Raw genomic sequence first — 17,308 nt, 5'->3', positions numbered from 1 at the left:
GGTCGGCACGGGCGCAGGCGGGCAGCGGCGGCACGGCAGACGATGTCCACTACCGCCCGTGGGGCCTCCGCGAGAGGCTCCCGGGCGGTAGTGACGTTTCCGTGGACCGGGGAGTTGCGTGGTGCGGACGCTTGACGATGGCGGCACAGTCGATCCGTGGCGGCGGCGGTCCCGGCGCAGTCGCCGGCAGATGCCGCTCTGGCAGGAGTTGCCGCTGCTGCTGATCGTGGCCTTCTGCCTGGCCGTGCTGATCCGCACGTTCCTGTTGCAGGCCTTCTTCATCCCCTCCGGCTCGATGGAGAACACCCTCCTGGTCGGCGACCGGGTCCTGGTCAACAAGGTCGTCTACGACGTACGGGACCCGGTGCGCGGCGAGGTGGTGGTGTTCCGGGGCACCGAGCAGTGGGTGCCCCAGGTGGACACCGAGCCGGACCCGGGGCTGGGCGGCCGCTTCGCCCGGACCGTCGGTGACCTGGTCGGGGTGAGCCGCCCCGGGGAGAAGGACTTCATCAAGCGGGTGATCGGGCTGCCCGGGGACCGGGTGGAGTGCTGCGACGAGCAGGGCCGGGTCACGGTCAACGGGGTGCCGTTGGACGAGACGTACGTCTTCCAGGACTCGCCGCTGGACATCCCGCCGAATCCGGCCGAGTGTCGCGCCCGGCGGTTCACCGAGATCGTCGTGCCGCCCGGGCAGATCTTCGTGATGGGCGACCACCGGCTGGTCTCCCAGGACGGCCGGTGCCAGGGGCCGGTGCCGATCGACAACGTGGTGGGACGGGCCTTCATGGTCGTCTGGCCGTCCGCCCGCTGGTCCGCGCTGGGCGTCCCGCAGACCTTCGAGGGAATCCCCACCTCCGCCACGCTCACCGGCGACGGGCCGTTGCCGCTCCAGCCCTCCCCCGGGGGCGGGGTGGTGCTGCTGCTGCCGATCGCCAGCCTGGTGTCCGTTCTCGCGCGTTCCGGAAGGTCGATCCGCGCCCGGCGACGTAGGCTCCACCCGTGATTGACGAGCAGACCGACAAGCCCCGTAGTTCGTTCTGGAAGGAGCTGCCCATCCTCCTGGGGGTGGCGGTTCTGGTCGCGGTGCTGGTACGCGCCTTCGTGCTGCAGACCTTCTTCATCCCTTCCCCGTCCATGGAGAACACCCTCAAGATCGATGACCGGGTGTTGGTCAACAAGCTGGTCTACCACTTCCGTACCCCGGAACGGGGCGAGGTGATCGTCTTCAAGGCGCCGACCGAGTGGAGCGGGAACCCCGACGGCGAGGACTTCATCAAGCGGGTGATCGGGGTCAGCGGTGACCGGGTGGTCTGCTGCGACGACGAGGACCGGCTGGTCATCAACGGCGTGTCGCTCGACGAGCCGTACATCTTCTCGGCCAACGGGGAGCGGGACCGGCCGGCCGACCAGGACTTCGACGTCACCGTGCCGCCCGGCCGGCTCTGGGTGATGGGTGACCACCGGTCCGCCTCCGGCGACTCGCTGGAGCACTACCAGCAGTCCGGGCAGGACATCAACGCCGCCACCATCAGCGAGGACGCGGTGGTGGGACGGGCCTTCACCGTCTTCTGGCCGGTCAACCGGGCCACCTGGCTGAGCGTTCCCGAGTCGTACCACGACGTCCCCAACTCCTGACGTACCCGATCGGGGCCCGACGGGGGCGGGCGGGCGTGGGCGTCGGCCCGGCCGTCTGGCAGTCTGGGACGGTGACCGTCTACACCCCTCGCCGCGCGGCCCGGGTGCTGCTCGTCGACGCCGCCGGGCGGCTCCTGCTCTTCGCGGGCGTCGATCCGGCCCGGCCCGGCCACCGGTACTGGTTCACGCCCGGCGGCGGGTTGGCGCCGGGGGAGACCCCGGCCGCCGGTGCCGCCCGTGAGCTGGCCGAGGAGACCGGGCTGCGGCTGGCCCCCGCCGAGCTGGGCGAGCCGGTCCGGACGGAGACGGTCGAGTTCCCCTTCGACGGTGTGTGGTACCGCCAGGACCAGCAGTTCTTCCTGGTACGGGTGCCCGCCTGGGAGGTGGACACGGCAGGCTTCGACGCCGTGGAGCGGGCCAGTGTCACCGGCCACCGGTGGTGGCCGGCGGACGAGTTGGCCGCCAGCGGCGAGCGGTTCTACCCCGACGACCTGCCCGGCCTGCTGCGCCAGGCCCTGAGCGCCGGCCCTCCGGCTGCCGGTCCGGCGGCCCGCGCGGTTGCTGCCCCGGCCGGTGACCCGGGCGCCCGCCCGGTGCCGGATGGTGACCCGGTGCCGGATGGCGCGGTCCGGCGGGGAGGGACGGGATGCTGACGCCGCCGCGTACCGTGGTCCGCCGTGACGGCGGGCTGTACGCCCTGGAGCGGGCCCTGCAACGTCGTGGCTTCCGGCACGTCGCCGGGGCCGACGAGGCCGGCCGGGGCGCCTGCGCCGGGCCGCTGGTCGCCGCCGCCGCCGTGCTGCCCGAGGGGCGCCGGGGCGAGATCGACGGGCTGGCCGACTCGAAGCTGCTCACCCCGGCCAGCCGGGAGCGGATCTACCAGGAGGTGGTGGACCGGGCCCTGGCGTACGCGGTGGTGGTCGTCCCGGCCGAGGAGGTCGACGCGCGTGGGCTGCACGTGTGCAACCTGGCCGCCATGCGCCGGGCGCTGGCCTCGCTGACCGTCCGTCCCGAGTACGTGCTCAGCGACGGGTTCGGGGTCGACGGGCTGGACGTGCCGGGGCTGGCGGTCTGGAAGGGCGACCGGGTGGCCGCCTGTGTGGCGGCGGCCAGCGTGCTCGCCAAGGTGACCCGGGACCGGATCATGGTGGAGCTGGACGGGACGTTCCCCGGGTACGGCTTCGCCGAGCACAAGGGGTACATCACCGCCGAGCACACCACGGCGCTGCGGCAGCTCGGCCCCTGCCGGGAACACCGGTTCTCGTACGTCAACGTCGCCACCGTCTCCGGCCGGGAGGGTCGACCCCCGCGATCCCGGCGTCCGGGGCGGACCGGGTCGCACCAGCCGATGGCGCGGACGCAGGCGTCAGGGGGTACCGTCGGCGTGGCGTTGGGCGAGCAGCCTCGACCTACCGCGCCGGTGGGGGAAGATGTCGTCATGGAAGGCGGAGTGCGATGAGCGCGGAAGATCTCGAGAAGTACGAGACCGAGATGGAGCTGCAGCTCTACCGGGAGTACCGCGACATTGTCCGCCAGTTCTCCTACGTGGTGGAGACCGAACGCCGGTTCTACCTGGCCAACCAGGTCGACCTGCACGTGCGCAACTCCGACGGCGAGGTCTACTTCGAGGTCGAGATGCACGACGCCTGGGTCTGGGACATGTACCGTCCTGCCCGGTTCGTGAAGAACGTCCGGGTGATGACCTTCAAGGACGTCAACGTCGAGGAGTTGGAGAAGCCGGACATCTCCCTGCCGGCCGACTCCGGCTTCGGTAGCTGAGCGCCCCCTTCCGCCCTCCACCGCCGGTGCCCCTGCACCGGTGGCCCCCGCCCGGTGGCTCCGCCCGGCTGTCCCCTGCCCCGCTGGCCCCTGCTTTGGTGGTGGCCGCATCCCGGCTGGTCGGCGTGCCTGCGGGCCCCGACCGTCCATGATGCACCGGTCCGCGCGGCCATAGCACAGTGACCGGCCACGGCGGGCGTTGTCCACAGCCGACCCGTCGTCCACAGGTGAGGGTCGCCGGGACGTGCGCCGGGCCCGGCCGGGCGGCACGCTGCGGGCATGGTCACCACGGGTACCGCGCTCACGCTCGCCGTCCTACTGTCCCTGCCGGTGCCGGTGCCGGTGCCTCGGCTGGCGCCGGCGTCGCCCGGCCCGACCCGCGCCCACGCCACCGGTCCCGCTCCGGCCGATCCCGGTCCCGCCGGTCCGGCGGTGTCTGGTCCCGCCGTCTCCGGTGCTGGTGCGATTGGTGCTGGCCCGGTTGGTGCTGGCCCGGTTGGTGCTGGCCCGGTCGGTCTCGGTCCGGTCGGTTCCGGACCGGTCGGTCTCGGCCTGGCCGGTCCCCGCGTGGGCGGTCCCGGCCTGGCCGGTGCGCGGGGTGCGGCGGGTGCCGTCGGCTCCGGGGTGTTCCGGTGGCCGCTGCCCGGTCCGCCGGACCTGCGGCGTCGGTTCGAGCCGCCGCCCCAGCGGTGGCTGCCCGGTCACCGTGGGGTCGACCTGGCCGCGCCGGTGGGGACCCCGGTGCGCTCCGCCGGGGCGGGCGTGGTGCGGTTCGCCGGCCCGGTGGGCGGCCGGCCGGTGGTCAGCGTGGACCACGCCGACGGGCTGCGCACGACGTACGAGCCGGTGTCGCCGGGCGTCCGGGCGGGGGAGCGGGTGCAGCCAGGCGACGGGCTCGGCCTGCTGCTGCCGGGGCACCCGGGGTGTCCGGAGCGCGCCTGCCTGCACTGGGGACTGCGGCGGGACCAGGAGTACCTGGACCCGCTGTCGCTGCTCGGGCTCGGGCCGGTGCGACTGCTGCCGGTCAGCGCTGGGCGAGCAGCGCGGGCAGGTGGGCGGCGAGCCGTTCGTACTCCGCCGGGGTGTTGTAGACCTGGCCGCAGAGCCGCAGCCAGCCCCGGCCGTTCCAGGCCGACACCGAGACCTCGGTGGCGAGCCGGTCGGCGATCCGGTTCCGCAGCGCCCGTGCCGCGTCGACAGTGGTGGCGAGCCCGTCCGGCAGGGGCACCACCCGCATCGCCACCCCGGGTCCGCCGGGGTCCGGCAACGCGGTCGGCGCCACCCCCAGCGCGTCCCCCACCACCCGTTGCCCGTACGCGGCGAGCGCGGTGTTGTGTGCGCGGACCCGCTGCACACCGAGGTTGCGCAGGGTGAACAGCCCGACCGGGGCGGCCAGCCAGGACGTGTAGTCCAGGGTCGCCTGCCACTCCAACCGGGCCGGGAACCCCGACTCCTGTTCCCAGGAGACCACCAGCGGCTCGGTCCGCTCCCGCCACGGCCCCGCCACCACCAGCACGGCGGTGCCCCGGGGCGCGTACGCCCACTTGTGCAGGTTGCCGACCCAGAAGTCGGCGGCGACGTCGCGGACCGAGACCGGCAGCATGCCCGGCACGTGCGCGGCGTCCACCAGCACCGGCACCCCGTGTTCCCGGGCCGCCGCCGTGATGGCCGCGACCGGCAGGAGCCGCGCGGTCGGCGAGCTGACCTGGTCGACGACGAGCAGCCGGGTCCGGCCGGGACGCAGGCCCGCCCGCAGGATCCGCACGACCTCCGCGTCGGGGGCGGTCAGCGGCACCGACAGCACCCGCGAGGTCGCCCCGGCGCGGCGGCACTCCCGGGCGATGGAGAGGGCGACCGCACCGTACCCGTGGTCGGTGCTGACCACCTCGTCGCCGGGGCGCAGGCCGAGCGACTGGAGCACCACGGCGACACCGGTGGTGGTGTTGCCGACCAGGGCGGTGCCCTCCGGGTCCGCGTCGAGGAAGGTCGCCAGGTGCCGGCGGGCGTGGGCGACCCGGTCGGCTAGGCCCCGGCTGAAGAAGCGGAGCGGGTTCGCCTCCATCTCGTCGCGCAGCCGTTGCTGGGCGCGCTGCACCCCGATCGGCACCGCGCCGAACGCGCCGTGGTTGAGGTGGCTGACCGCCGGATCGAGCGAGAAGAGCAGCCGGGCGCCCGGGATCGGCTCGGGCGGTGGCGGAGCGCTCACCCCATGATCGTAGCCTGCGCGGCCCCGCACCACTGATCGCCGCCCATCTCCTGCCGTGCCCGGGGTCAGGCGCGGGGATGGGCCTGCCGGTACGCCGAGCGCAGCCGCTCCACCGAGACGTGCGTGTAGATCTGGGTGCTGGACAGCGCGGAGTGCCCCAGCAACTCCTGGACGGCGCGGAGGTCCGCGCCCCCTTCGAGCAGGTGGGTGGCGGCCGAGTGGCGCAGGCCGTGCGGGCTGGTCCGGGGCAGGCCGGCCGCGTCGGCGTACCCGTTGACGACGCGCCGCGCCGTCGTCGGGTTCAGCCGCCCACCCCGGGTACCCAGCAGCAGGGCGTCGGCCGAGGCCGGCCCGGCCAGGACGCCCCGCCCGTGGCGCAGCCACCGGTCGAGGGCCTGCTGCGCGGGCACCCCGTACGGCACCGACCGCTCGCGGTCGCCCTTGCCGACGACCCGGATCACCCGCCGGCCCTGGTCGACGTCGGCGACGTCGAGGCCACACACCTCGCTGACCCGTACCCCGGTGGCGTAGAGCAGTTCGAGCAGCAGGCGGTCCCGCAGCCGTACCGCCTCGTCGCCGACGTTGCTGCTCTCGCCGCTGCCGTCGCTGTCGGCGGTGACGGCGACGGTCGCCGGGGTGCCGGGCGCCTCGACGAGGGTGACGGCCTGGTCGGCCCGGAGCACGGTGGGCAGCGGCCGGTGCGCCCTCGGGCTGGCCAGCGCGGCGGCCACGTCGACGGGGAGCAGCCCGGCCCGGTGTGCCCAGGCGCTGAACGCGCGCGCCGAGGCGGCCCGGCGGGCCAGCGAGGTCCGGGCGGCACCGGCGCTCTGCTGCCGGGCCAGCCAGCCACGGATCACCGCCAGGTCCAGGTCGGCCGGAACCCGGCAGCCGTCCCGCGCCGCGTGGTCGAGAAGCGAGACCAGATCCGTGACGTACGCCCGGACGGTGTGCGCGGAACGGTTGCGGACCTGCCCGAGGTGCGCTGCGAAGTCGTCCACCGCCTCGCGCAGCGCCCCCGGCAGCGCGGCGTGCCGGGCCCGGGTGCCCGGCTCCTCCCGCCGGGTCACCCTGGCCACGTCCCTGCCCCGGTCACCGTGCTCCGGGAACCCCGGAGTCCGGGGACCGGCTCGGAACGGCGGGGTGGCGGGCACCGGCTCAGCCTACGGTCCCGCCCCCGTTCCGGCCCGCCCGCCGGGGCGCCGGGGCCGGCCGGCGGTCACCGGCGGGTGACCGGCGGGGCGAGGGCGTACCCCTCGGCGCGGCGGACCACCATGCCGAGTTGCTCCAGCAGGGCCAGCTTGCGCAGGGCGGTCCGGGCCGCCACCCCGGCCCGCGCGGCGATCGCGTCCAGCCCGGTCACCCCGCGTCGGGGCATCGACTCCAGCAACATGGTCGCCTCGTCGTCGAGGTGGTCGGTGGGGCGCTCCGGCCCCCGGGCCGGGGGTGCCAGGTCGCTGCCGATCCGTCCCACCTCCTCCAACACGTGCGCCACCCCGGTCACCAACCGGGTGTGCGGCTCCTCGCGGAGCAGCTCGTGCGCCCCGACCGAGAGCGCCGAGGTGACCGGCCCGGGCACCACCATCGCGGGCCGGCGCAGCCCCGCCGCCCGGCGCAGGGTCTGGGTGGCCCCGCTGCGCGCCGACGCCTCCACCAGGACGCTGCCCCGGGTGGCGGCCGCGATCACCCGGTTGCGGATCAGGAACCGGGGCCGGAACGGCTCGGCGCCCGGCAGCCACTCGCTGATCAGCAGTCCGGTCTCGGCGATCCGGTCGAAGAGCGCGGTGTTGCCCACCGGATAGGGCCGGTCCACCCCACAGGCGAGCACCGCGACGGTGACCCCACCGGCGGTCAGCGTGCCCCGGTGGGCGGCGGCGTCGATGCCGAACGCGCCGCCGGAGACCACCGTCCACCCCCGTTCGGCCAACCCGTACCCGAGGTCGGTGGCGACGTGCACGCCGTACCCGGTGGCGGCGCGGGCCCCGACCACCGCCACCGACCGGTCCAGCGCCTCCGCCAGGGGCCAGGCGCCGCGTACCCAGAAGCAGAGCGGCGGGGCGGTGTCCCGGTCGACCCGGCGGCCCGACCCGGCCAGAGCCAGCCGCCGCAGGTCGCCCACCTGGGTCGGCCACTCGGGGTCGGACGGGGTGACCAGCCGTGCGCCGAGCCGGTCGGCCCGCGCCAGTGCCTTCTCCGCCACCGCCCGGGGGTCACCGGCACCGGCCCGGGCCGCCACCGTGGCCCGCAGCGGCTCGTCCGGTGCGCCGCCGTCGCGCAGCAACTCCAGGGTGGCGGCCGGGCCGAGCTGGTCGACCAGCCGGTGCACCGTCCAGGTACCCGGCTCGGTGAGCCAGGTCAACGCGATCCGGGCGATCCGGTCCTCGACCGTGGTCACGACTCCTCCCCGGTGCGCAGGCCGGTGGCCTCGCGGACGTCGTCGTGGTCGGGGCGGGGCCGCCCGTCCAGGTCGGCGATGGTCCAGGCGAGCCGGATGACGCGGTCGAAACCCCGGGCGGAGAGCGAGCCCCGGTCCAGCCGACCCCGCAGCTCCGCCGTGTCCGCCGGGGGCAGCCGCCACGGCGGTCGGCGCAGCAGGGGGCCGGGGATCTCGGCGTTGAGCCGCCGCCCCACCGGGGACCACCGCTGCGCGGCGGCCGAGCGGGCCGCCGCGACCCGGGCGCCGACGACCGCCGACGACTCGGTGGGGACGCCGGTGGCCAGCAGCTCCGCCGCCCGCACCGGCGGGACGGTGATCTGGACGTCGATCCGGTCCAGCAGGGGACCGGAGAGCCGGCCGAGGTAGCGCCGCCGGGCCAGCGGAGTGCACTCGCAGGAGATGTCCCCGGCGGGTCGCGCGCAGGGACACGGGTTCGCCGCGAGCACGAGCTGCACCCGGGCCGGGTACTCGGTGCCGCCCCGGGCACGGGTCAACCGGACCCGACCGCTCTCCAGCGGCTGCCGCAGCGACTCCAGGGCGCCCTTGCCGAACTCGGCGGCCTCGTCGAGGAAGAGGACGCCCCGGTGCGCCAGGGAGACCGCGCCCGGCCGGGCCAGCCCGGACCCACCACCGACCAGGGACGCCACGGTGGCGGTGTGGTGCGGGGCCTGGAACGGCGGGCGGCGCAGCAGCCGACCCTCCGGCGGCAGCAGCCCGGCGATCGAGTGCAGGGCGGTGACCTCCAGCGCCGCCTCGTCGTCCAGCTCCGGCAGGATCGAGGGCAGCCGTTCGGCGAGCATGGTCTTGCCGGCCCCCGGCGGCCCGAGCAGCGCCAGGTGGTGCCCACCGGCGGCGGCCACCTCCAGTGCCCGCCGGCCCAGCGCCTGCCCGGCGACGTCGGCCAGGTCCGGCCCGGCCGGTGGGGCCGGCGGCGGACAGGTCGGCGGTTCGAGCAGCGGGGCACCGTCCCGGACGAAGCTGACCAGCCGGTGCAGCGTGTCCACGCCCCGGACCCGGACGCCGGGGATCACCGCCGCCTCGGCGGCGTTCGCCGCCGGCACGACGACCCGGTCCAACCCGGCGCGGGCGGCGGCGGTGACCATCGGCAGCACGCCCCGGACCGGCCGGACCGTCCCGTCGAGGCCCAGCTCGCCGAGGAGCACCACGCCGTCCAGCGCGGTCAGGGGCAGCTCCCCGGCCCCGCCGAGCAGCGCCGCCGCGATCGCCAGATCGAAGGCCGAGCCGTACTTGGGCAGGTCGGCGGGGAGCAGGTTGATGGTGATCCGGCGGTTGGGCCAGCGCTGGCCGGAGTTGACCACGGCGGCGCGGACCCGGTCGCGGGCCTCGTGCAGCGCGGTGTCCGGCAGCCCCGAGACCACCACGGCGGGCAGCCCGGGCGCCAGATCCGCCTCGACCTGCACCAGGTGCCCGGTCACCCCGACCAGCCCCACGCAGTGCACCCGTGCGTAACTCATCGTGCCCCGCCCATCAGAAGGCCCCCTTGAGGTGCTCGACCCGGGCCGGGCCGGTGCGGGCGAGGCGGACCTGGAGGACGTCGAAGCGCAGCTCGTCCGCGGTGGTGCCGGTGTCGGCCAGCCAGCGGACGGCCAGCCCGCGCAGCCGGCGGACCTTCGCCGCGACGACCGCCTCGGCCGGGGCGCCGTACGCGCCGCCCTTACGGGTCTTCACCTCGCAGAAGGCGAGCACGTCGCCGTCCCAGGCGACGATGTCGATCTCTCCGGCGGCGCACCGCCAGTTCCGGTCGACCGGGCGCAGCCCCGTCGCGATCAGGTGCCGCAGGGCGCAGCGTTCGCCGTACGCGCCGACGGCCTGGTTCCGGTTCGTCATGCCGTGCACGGTGCCGGAGTCCGGCCCGGTCCCGCGCGGCCCCTGTGGACAGCGGTGCTCCTGTGGACGACCGGACGATCATGCCCCCGGTGTGCTACAGCGCCGTTCCCGGTCGACTACCCAGTGTCATGAAGGGTTTGGTCGCGGGCCGAATGGCGCGGCATAGCGTTCGTCACATACGGTGCCGGACGTGGACGGACGACGGAGCTTTTCCGAAGATCAGGAGTCGCGCTGGTACCCCGGTGACCGTGGGTACGGCGAGTCGGAGTGGCCCGCCGCGGACGAGGGGCAGTACCGGACGGACGGCTTCCGCACCCCGGACCAGCGGACCGATCCGGGGAAGCGGCGCTACGACGAGGGGGGCGAGCCGACCTCGGGGCGGCACGGCGACGCCGGGCGGTACGCCGCCGACGACCCGCTGGGGGTGGACAACCCGGACACGAGCGGTTACATCCCCTCCCGCTCCCGACGGGGCGAGTCGTCGACCGAGGTGACAGGGAGTGGTCGGGCGGTCGAGCGGGAGCGGCGTCGCGCCGCCCACACGTCGATGGAGATCTCGTTGCCGGTCGCCCGCCGGCCGTCGGCCGCCCCGGTCTCCGCCGACCCGTACGACGTCGAGCCGGCGGCGCAGCCGGTCGACCCGGTGCGGTCGGCCCCGCTGGGCGGGTACCCGATCGTGGAGCCGGCCCGGGGGACCGACCCGGGGCGGTCGAGGGACCCGGGGCGGTTCGCGGAGCCGTCGCGGGGCGCGGAACCGGACCGGGGCCTGGGCGCAAACCGGGACCTGGGCGCGGACCGGGGCCTGGGTACGGACCGGGGTCTGGGTACGGACCGGGGTCTGGGTACGGACCTGGGTCTGGGTACGGACCTGGGTCTGGGTACGGACCGGGGATCGGGCGCGGACCGGGATCGGGGGATGGTCCCACCGGGGGGCCGGGGCGCGGACCTGGACCGGGGCGGGGTGCACGCGGGCGTGGAGCCGGACCTGGACCGGGGGGCGGCCCTGCCGGGGAGCCGGGCCGGCGACCCGGACCGTGGTGCCGACGCGGGGTGGACCGGCGACCCGATCCGTGCTGCCGACGCGGTGCGAGGAGTCGACCCGGTTCGGGGATCCGATCCGGTCCGGGGGGCTGATCCGGTTCGGGGGGCCGATCCGGGCCGTGCTGTCGATCCGGGGCGGGGCGCCGATCTCGACCGGGGGGTCGAGCCCGGGCCGGGAGCCGGGGCCGCCCGGGGTGCCGACGGGCCCTGGCCGGCCGACCCGCCGCACCAGCCGCACCCGCTGGACGTGCCGACCGGCCCGATGACGCCGATCGCCCCTCGGCCGGATATCGCCCTCTCCGGCGGTGATCCTGCGGCCTACGGGCCGGACGGGGCGCGCCTGCCCGGCGGCGCGGTTAGCGACGGGGTCTACCGGACCCGGCGGCCCGCGCTGGCCGTGCTCCTCGCCCTGCTGGTGGTGGTCTTCGAGGTGCCCGCCCTGCGGGTGCTCTACAACGGTGTCGTCGGCGACCCGCTGTCGACGGTCAACGTGGTGGTGGGCATCTTCCTGGTCCTCGGCCTGCCGATCTTCGCCATCGGGCTGTACGGGCTGCGTACCGGCGGGTTGGCCCTCTCCGACGGCGGGCGGGGCTGGCTGCGCCCGCCGATGGCGTACCTCACCGTCGGTCTCGTGCTCTTCCTCGCCGCCGCGCTCGCCACCGGCTGACCGCGTCGACCCCGGCCGACCCGGCCCGCTGCCCGGCCCGGGTCGGCCGCCGCGCCCCGCCCCGCCCGTCGTGCCCGCCGGGCGGGGCTGTCGTCGTGGCGTCCCGACCGGCCCCGACCGGCCCCGACCGGTGGCGGGCGGCCCCCGGCGGAGCATGGTCGACCGGGCTCGGGGCCATGATCGACAGGCGCTCCGCAGGGCGTTTCTCCGGGCCGGCGGAGGGGGGCGTACACTGGGCGACTGGCGACCGCCTCGCGCGGTCGACCTCGCGCGCCCTCTCCACGGTTCCCTCTCCATGGTCCCGTGGGGCGACGGCCTCCCTGGTCCCGATCTTGGTCGGGTCCGCCATGGCCGGCGACCGGGCGCCAGGACGCCCGGCCGCCGGCCGGGCGGGACAACCAGGGATCACAAGGAGTACCCCACCATGGCCGTCGTGACCATGCGTCAGCTGCTGGAGAGCGGTGTCCACTTCGGGCACCAGACCCGGCGCTGGAACCCGAAGATGAAGCGCTTCATCTTCACCGAGCGCAACGGTATCTACATCATCGACCTGCGCCAGACCCTCGACTACATCGAGAAGGCGTACGACTTCGTGCGCAACACGGTGGCCGAGGGCGGCAGCATCCTCTTCGTCGGCACCAAGAAGCAGGCCCAGGAGGCGATCGCCGAGCAGGCGACCCGGGTCGGCCAGCCGTACGTCAACCACCGCTGGCTCGGCGGCATGCTGACCAACTTCCAGACGGTGTACAAGCGGCTCCAGCGCATGAAGGAGCTGGAGGCCCTGGGCGACCTCAGCGGCACCGCCGCCGGGTACACCAAGAAGGAGACCCTGCAGCTCTCCCGCGAGAAGATCAAGCTGACCCGTACCCTCGGTGGTCTGCGGGACATGCAGAAGCTTCCGGCTGCGGTCTGGGTGGTCGACACCAAGAAGGAGCACATCGCCGTCGACGAGGCCCGCAAGCTGGGCATCCCGGTGATCGCGGTGCTGGACACCAACTGCGACCCGGACGAGGTCGACTTCCCGATCCCGGGCAACGACGACGCGATCCGCTCGGCCGAGCTGCTGACCAAGGTCGTCGCCGCCGCCGTCGCCGACGGTCTGATCGCCCGTTCCGGCCGCCGCCGCGGCACCGACGAGAAGCCCGAGCCGGGCCAGGTCGGCGCCGACGAGCCGCTGGCCGAGTGGGAGCGCGAGCTGCTCGAGGAGCCGAAGAAGGCCGACGAGGAGCCGAAGACCGAGGAGCCGAAGACCGAGCAGCCGGCGGCCGCCGCCGCGGAGTGATCCGGTTCCGCGCCCCGTCACCGGCACCGGCGGCGGGGCGCGGCCGGTCCGCCGCGCACATCCGGCTCGGATCCGGGTAACCAGGCAGACCATCCCACGCAGTCCCAACACCGAAGAGAGAGTCATGTCCAACTTCACCGCCGCGGACGTCAAGCGGCTCCGCGACCTGACCGGCGCCGGCATGATGGACTCCAAGAAGGCGCTGACCGACGCCGAGGGCGACTTCGACAAGGCCATCGAGATCCTGCGCGTCAAGGGCGCGAAGGACGTCGGCAAGCGGGCCGGCCGCACCGCCGCCAACGGGCTCGTCGCCCACTCCGGCACGGCGCTGCTGGAGCTCAACTGCGAGACCGACTTCGTCGCCAAGACCGACGCCTTCATCGCGCTGGCGCAGCAGCTCGTCGAGCACGGTGAGGCCAGCGGCGCCACCAACGCCGAGGAGCTGCTCGCCTCGACCCTCGACGGCAAGACCGTCGCCGACGTCGTGCAGGAGCAGTCCGCCAAGATCGGTGAGAAGCTGGTGCTGAACCGCTTCGCCAAGGTCGACGGCACCTTCGCCGTCTACCTGCACCGCAAGAGCCAGGACCTGCCGCCGGCCGTCGGCGTGCTGGTCGAGTACACCGGCACCGCCGGCGCGAGCGCCGGCCAGGCGGACGCCGCGGACGAGGCTGCGTTGTCCGATGCCCGGGCGGTCGCCATGCAGATCGCCGCGATGCGGCCGAAGTACCTCACCCGGGACGAGGTGCCCACCGATGTCGTCGACGCCGAGCGGCGCATCGCCGAGCAGACCGCCCGCGAGGAGAACAAGCCCGAGGCGGCGCTGCCGAAGATCGTCGAGGGTCGGGTCAACGCCTTCTTCAAGGACTACGTCCTGATCGAGCAGGCGTCGGTCGCCGACAACAAGAAGACCGTCAAGCAGGTGCTGGCCGAAGCCGGCATCGAGGTGACGCGCTTCGTGCGGTTCGAGGTCGGCCAGGCCTGAGCCGTACCACGGGCGTCGGGCGCCCGTGGAGTGGGAACGTGTCGACGAGGAGGCCGCCGGTGTACGCGACAGGCACCGCGGCCTCCTCGTCGCATAGGGTCGTCAGGCAGGTTCGCAGTACGCAGGCGCGAAGGGCACGCGCGTGATGGGAAGGGCGGGGCGGATGACGCAGGTTGTGAGTGACCGGGGCCTGGGGGCGGAGGATCCGACCGCGCCACCACCCGGCCGGTCCCGTCGGGTGGTGCTGAAGCTCTCCGGTGAGGTCTTCGGCGGTGGGGCGATCGGGGTCGACCCGGACGTCGTGCAGGCGATCGCCCGGCAGATCGCGACCGTGGCCCGCCGGGGTGTGCAGGTCTCCGTGGTGGTCGGCGGGGGCAACTTCTTCCGTGGCGCCGAGTTGCAGAAGCGTGGCATGGACCGCGCCCGCGCCGACTACATGGGCATGCTCGGCACCGTGATGAACTGCCTCGCCCTCCAGGACTTCCTGGAGAAGGAGGGCATCGAGACACGGGTGCAGAGCGCCATCACGATGGCCCAGGTCGCCGAGCCCTACATCCCGCTGCGCGCGATCCGGCACCTGGAGAAGGGCCGGGTGGTCATCTTCGGCGCGGGTGCCGGCATGCCGTACTTCTCCACCGACACCGTGGCCGCCCAGCGCGCCCTGGAGATCCACGCCGACGTCGTGCTGATGAGCAAGAACGGGGTGGACGGCGTCTACTCCGCCGACCCCCGGGTCGACCCCACCGCCAGCAAGTTCGACTCGATCACCTTCTCCGAGGTGCTGCGCCGCAACCTGCGGGTGGCCGACGCCGCCGCGTTCAGCCTCTGCATGGAGAACGGCCTGCCGATGCTGGTCTTCGGCGCCCAGGGCGACGACACGATCATCCGCGCGGTCGGTGGCGAGCGGATCGGCACCCTGATCACCGCCTGAGCGCACCCGGACCGACGGCGCGCTCCGGTGACCGGCCGGACGTACCGGGCACCGCGACCGCAGCGGCCCGCCGAGACCACCAGCCACGACGAACACGAGAAGGAGGCGAGGCAGCGGTGATCGACGACACCCTCCTCGAGGCCGAGGAGAAGATGGAGCGTGCCGTCGAGCACGCCAAGGAGGAGTTCGGCGCCATCCGTACCGGTCGCGCCAACGCCGCCATGTTCTCCAAAATCATCATCGACTACTACGGCAGCCCGACCCCGCTGCCCCAGATGGCCTCCATCGCGGTCCCCGAGCCGCGCATGGTGATCATCAAGCCGTACGACAACTCGCAGCTGGGCGCCATGGAGAAGGCGATCCGCGACTCGGACCTCGGGGTGAACCCGAACAACGAGGGCAACCAGCTCCGCATCCTGCTCCCGCAGATGACCGAGGAGCGGCGCCGGGACATGATCAAGGTGGCCCGGCACAAGGGTGAGGAGGCCAAGGTCGCCATCCGCAACATCCGCCGCAAGGGCAAGGAAGAGCTGGACCGCCTGGTCAAGGACGGCGAGGTCGGCGAGGACGACGGCCGCCGCGCCGAGAAGGACCTGGACGACCTGACCCAGCGGTACGTGGCGACCGTCGACGAGATGGTCAAGCACAAGGAGACCGAGCTGCTCGAGGTCTGAGCGCCGGGCGCCGGACCCGACCGGCGGAACCCGTGGCACCGGAGCGCCCGCCACCCTCGTGCGCGGCCCCGGTGCCACGGTCGTCGACCCCCGGGCGGTACGTGCCGGGTTCACTCCACCGGGCGATCGTCCACCCGGCCCGTCGGGCGGGTGCAGTAGGCTCGGCACGATTCCCGGCCGCCAACGGGTGGACGACGGGAGTCGCCCGTCCGTCGGACGGGCCACATCGAACCGAACAGTCGCGCCGGTAGGGGATGATCGTGTTCTTGCGTCCTGTGGTGGTACCTGTATCGCGTCCGTTCGGTACGTGATGTCCCACCTCGACCCCTACAGCGGCCTCGAACCGCGCGGCTGGGACCGCCCCGAGCACCGCCCCGCCCTGCCCTGGCCGGACCGGGACATCGAGCCGGCCCCGCTGGCCGCCCGGCACCCCACGGCCACGCCCGACCGGACCGCCATGCCCGACCGGACCGCCATGCCCGACCGGACGGCCATGCCCGACCGGACCGCCATGCCCGACCGGTACGCCGACGGTCCCCCTGCGGGCGTCCCCGGCCCGGCCGGCCAGGTCCCCGACCGGTACCCCGACGAGCCGGCCGGCGCGGGCCCGTGGCCGCCCGGCGGTCCCCACCCGGAGCCGTCCGGCGACCGGGCCCCGGGCCGGCGGCTCGACGCGCCGGGCGACCCCGGCGGTGACCCGGTGGACGGGGAGCCGTTCCGGTCCCACCTCGCGCCGCCGGCCGCCGACCGGCCCGGCGGGGTGGTCGACGGGGTCGACGACGACCGGCCCACCGCCCAGTTCGCCGCGATCCGGCCGGAGCCGGACCCGGAGACCCACCCGCCGGCCGGCCGACGGGGGCCGGGCCGCCGCCGGGCGAGTGCCGAGCGGCCCCCGACGCAGCAGCCCCGGTCGAGCCGGGCCGGGCGCAACCTGCCGGCGGCCATCGGTGTCGGCCTGGGCCTCGGCGCGCTCATCCTGGTTCCGCTCTTCACCTGGCCGCCCGCCTTCCTCGCGGTGATCGCCGGCGCGGTGGGGGTCGGCATCTGGGAGATGACCCGGGCGGTGCGCCGCCGCGGCGCCCACCCGCCGGCGGTGCCGCTGGTCGCCGGTGGGGTGCTCACCATCGGGCTGGCCTGGTGGGCCGGCCCGGACGCGCTGACCCTCGGCCTGCTGGTGACCGTGCTGGGCGCCACGATCTGGCGGCTCGGCGACGGTCGCGCCAACCTGCGGCCGGACCTGCTCGCCATCCTGCTGATCGCGGTCTACGTGCCCTTCCTCGGCGGCTTCACCGCCCTGCTGGCCGCGGTCCCCGGGGACGGGCACTGGCGGGTGCTGGTGACCCTGGTGGCGGTGGTCCTCTCCGACACCGGCGGGTACGCGGCCGGGGCGAACTTCGGCCGGCACAAGATGGCCCCGTCGATCAGCCCGAGCAAGTCCTGGGAGGGCTTCGCCGGCTCGCTGACCGCCACGGCGCTGGGCAGCGCCGTGCTGATCTGGCTGCTGTTCGACGTGGCGCCCTGGTGGGGCGCGCTGTTCGGGGTGGCGGTCTCCGCCGCGGCGGTCCTCGGTGACCTGGCCGAGTCCATGATCAAGCGGGATCTCGGGATCAAGGACATGAGCAACCTGCTGCCCGGCCACGGCGGCCTGATGGACCGGCTGGACTCGGTCCTCTTCGCGGTGCCCACGGCGTACCTGATCCTGGCGGTCTTCGTGCCGGTGGTGAGCTGAGGGATGAATCACGCCGAGCGTCCGCTTCCGGCCGGGCGACCAGGTGCGGTTCGGCCCCTCCGGACAGGTGCGTCTCGCCCGCGACGTGGGAGACTGGTCG

At 74.7% G+C, this 17,308-nt stretch carries 15 protein-coding genes and 2 pseudogenes; 12 read left to right on the top strand and 5 right to left on the bottom strand.

Annotation, left to right across the window (positions count from 1 at the left end; translation table 11 throughout):
* Positions 1 to 190 precede the first annotated feature (190 nt).
* From lepB (ACQUFX_RS17680) to ACQUFX_RS17655, 6 genes and pseudogenes are all read left to right on the top strand, one after another.
* Complete coding sequence (gene lepB / locus ACQUFX_RS17680) at positions 191 to 1,003, top strand: signal peptidase I (RefSeq protein ID WP_428961462.1); 813 nt, start codon at positions 191 to 193, stop codon at positions 1,001 to 1,003.
* Complete coding sequence (lepB, locus tag ACQUFX_RS17675) at positions 1,000 to 1,635, top strand: signal peptidase I (protein ID WP_428961461.1); 636 nt, start codon at positions 1,000 to 1,002, stop codon at positions 1,633 to 1,635. Before lepB (ACQUFX_RS17680) ends, lepB (ACQUFX_RS17675) begins: the two co-directional genes overlap by 4 nt.
* A 71-nt stretch (positions 1,636 to 1,706) precedes the next feature.
* A pseudogene (locus ACQUFX_RS17670) lies at positions 1,707 to 2,162 on the top strand (NUDIX hydrolase); the annotation flags it as partial.
* Between the two features lie 119 nt (positions 2,163 to 2,281).
* Complete coding sequence (locus tag ACQUFX_RS17665; RefSeq protein ID WP_428961460.1) at positions 2,282 to 3,094, top strand: ribonuclease HII; 813 nt, start codon at positions 2,282 to 2,284, stop codon at positions 3,092 to 3,094.
* Positions 3,091 to 3,414 carry a DUF2469 domain-containing protein gene (locus ACQUFX_RS17660; protein WP_011905215.1) on the top strand — a complete coding sequence of 108 codons (324 nt, stop codon included), beginning with the start codon at positions 3,091 to 3,093 and terminating at the stop codon, positions 3,412 to 3,414. The genes ACQUFX_RS17665 and ACQUFX_RS17660 overlap by 4 nt, the downstream gene beginning before the upstream one ends.
* 279 nt (positions 3,415 to 3,693) lie before the next feature.
* Positions 3,694 to 4,338 (top strand): annotated as a pseudogene (locus ACQUFX_RS17655) (peptidoglycan DD-metalloendopeptidase family protein); the annotation flags it as partial.
* 100 nt (positions 4,339 to 4,438) lie between these two features.
* Here the strand turns inward: ACQUFX_RS17655 and ACQUFX_RS17650 are convergent.
* The 5 genes from ACQUFX_RS17650 to ACQUFX_RS17630 all read right to left on the bottom strand — a co-directional run bounded on the left by ACQUFX_RS17650 (position 4,439) and on the right by ACQUFX_RS17630 (position 9,902).
* Positions 4,439 to 5,620: an aminotransferase class V-fold PLP-dependent enzyme gene (locus ACQUFX_RS17650; RefSeq protein ID WP_428961459.1), complete on the bottom strand. Its 1,182-nt coding sequence runs from the start codon at positions 5,618 to 5,620 to the stop codon at positions 4,439 to 4,441.
* A gap of 65 nt (positions 5,621 to 5,685) precedes the next feature.
* Positions 5,686 to 6,687, bottom strand: coding sequence for a tyrosine-type recombinase/integrase (locus ACQUFX_RS17645; RefSeq protein ID WP_428961458.1), 1,002 nt, complete (start codon positions 6,685 to 6,687; stop codon positions 5,686 to 5,688).
* 149 nt (positions 6,688 to 6,836) lie between these two features.
* A complete protein-coding gene (locus tag ACQUFX_RS17640; RefSeq protein WP_428961457.1) occupies positions 6,837 to 8,012 on the bottom strand; it encodes a DNA-processing protein DprA in 1,176 nt (391 codons plus the stop codon).
* Positions 8,009 to 9,529 carry a YifB family Mg chelatase-like AAA ATPase gene (locus ACQUFX_RS17635; RefSeq protein WP_428961456.1) on the bottom strand — a complete coding sequence of 507 codons (1,521 nt, stop codon included), beginning with the start codon at positions 9,527 to 9,529 and terminating at the stop codon, positions 8,009 to 8,011. Before ACQUFX_RS17635 ends, ACQUFX_RS17640 begins: the two co-directional genes overlap by 4 nt.
* 13 nt (positions 9,530 to 9,542) lie before the next feature.
* Positions 9,543 to 9,902: a YraN family protein gene (locus ACQUFX_RS17630; RefSeq protein ID WP_428961455.1), complete on the bottom strand. Its 360-nt coding sequence runs from the start codon at positions 9,900 to 9,902 to the stop codon at positions 9,543 to 9,545.
* 190 nt (positions 9,903 to 10,092) lie between these two features.
* On the opposite strand from ACQUFX_RS17630, the gene ACQUFX_RS17625 reads away from it, so the two are divergent.
* From ACQUFX_RS17625 to ACQUFX_RS17600, 6 genes are all read left to right on the top strand, one after another.
* Positions 10,093 to 11,610, top strand: a complete 1,518-nt coding sequence (locus tag ACQUFX_RS17625) for a hypothetical protein (protein ID WP_428961454.1) — start codon at positions 10,093 to 10,095, stop codon at positions 11,608 to 11,610.
* A 424-nt stretch (positions 11,611 to 12,034) separates the two neighbouring features.
* A complete protein-coding gene (rpsB, locus tag ACQUFX_RS17620) occupies positions 12,035 to 12,892 on the top strand; it encodes a 30S ribosomal protein S2 (RefSeq protein ID WP_428961453.1) in 858 nt (285 codons plus the stop codon).
* A 124-nt stretch (positions 12,893 to 13,016) separates the two neighbouring features.
* Positions 13,017 to 13,874 carry a translation elongation factor Ts gene (tsf, locus tag ACQUFX_RS17615; RefSeq protein WP_428961452.1) on the top strand — a complete coding sequence of 286 codons (858 nt, stop codon included), beginning with the start codon at positions 13,017 to 13,019 and terminating at the stop codon, positions 13,872 to 13,874.
* A gap of 163 nt (positions 13,875 to 14,037) precedes the next feature.
* Complete coding sequence (gene pyrH, locus ACQUFX_RS17610; RefSeq protein WP_067371373.1) at positions 14,038 to 14,805, top strand: UMP kinase; 768 nt, start codon at positions 14,038 to 14,040, stop codon at positions 14,803 to 14,805.
* Positions 14,806 to 14,921: 116 nt separating this feature from the next.
* Entirely contained in the window at positions 14,922 to 15,479 is a 558-nt protein-coding gene (gene frr / locus ACQUFX_RS17605; protein ID WP_067371372.1) for a ribosome recycling factor, read from the top strand.
* 310 nt (positions 15,480 to 15,789) lie between these two features.
* On the top strand, positions 15,790 to 17,208 hold the full coding sequence (locus ACQUFX_RS17600) for a phosphatidate cytidylyltransferase (RefSeq protein ID WP_428966990.1): 1,419 nt from the start codon (positions 15,790 to 15,792) through the stop codon (positions 17,206 to 17,208).
* The last annotated feature ends 100 nt before the right edge of the window (positions 17,209 to 17,308 follow it).

The sequence above is a fragment of the Micromonospora fluostatini genome, from assembly GCF_050410825.1.
In the GTDB taxonomy this organism is placed as follows: Bacteria; Actinomycetota; Actinomycetes; order Mycobacteriales; family Micromonosporaceae; genus Micromonospora; species Micromonospora rosaria.
This window is presented reverse-complemented; position numbering and strand designations above follow the sequence as displayed.

Excerpts from the sequence above, each read along its gene's own strand:
- lepB (WP_428961462.1), top strand. The coding sequence starts at position 191 with ATGCCGCTCTGGCAGGAGTTGCCGCTGCTGCTGATCGTGGCCTTCTGC.
- ACQUFX_RS17665 (WP_428961460.1), top strand. The coding sequence starts at position 2,282 with ATGCTGACGCCGCCGCGTACCGTGGTCCGCCGTGACGGCGGGCTGTAC.
- ACQUFX_RS17660 (WP_011905215.1), top strand. The coding sequence starts at position 3,091 with ATGAGCGCGGAAGATCTCGAGAAGTACGAGACCGAGATGGAGCTGCAG.
- ACQUFX_RS17635 (WP_428961456.1), bottom strand. The coding sequence starts at position 9,529 with ATGAGTTACGCACGGGTGCACTGCGTGGGGCTGGTCGGGGTGACCGGG.
- ACQUFX_RS17630 (WP_428961455.1), bottom strand. The coding sequence starts at position 9,902 with ATGACGAACCGGAACCAGGCCGTCGGCGCGTACGGCGAACGCTGCGCC.
- rpsB (WP_428961453.1), top strand. The coding sequence starts at position 12,035 with ATGGCCGTCGTGACCATGCGTCAGCTGCTGGAGAGCGGTGTCCACTTC.
- tsf (WP_428961452.1), top strand. The coding sequence starts at position 13,017 with ATGTCCAACTTCACCGCCGCGGACGTCAAGCGGCTCCGCGACCTGACC.
- pyrH (WP_067371373.1), top strand. The coding sequence starts at position 14,038 with ATGACGCAGGTTGTGAGTGACCGGGGCCTGGGGGCGGAGGATCCGACC.
- ACQUFX_RS17600 (WP_428966990.1), top strand. The coding sequence starts at position 15,790 with ATGTCCCACCTCGACCCCTACAGCGGCCTCGAACCGCGCGGCTGGGAC.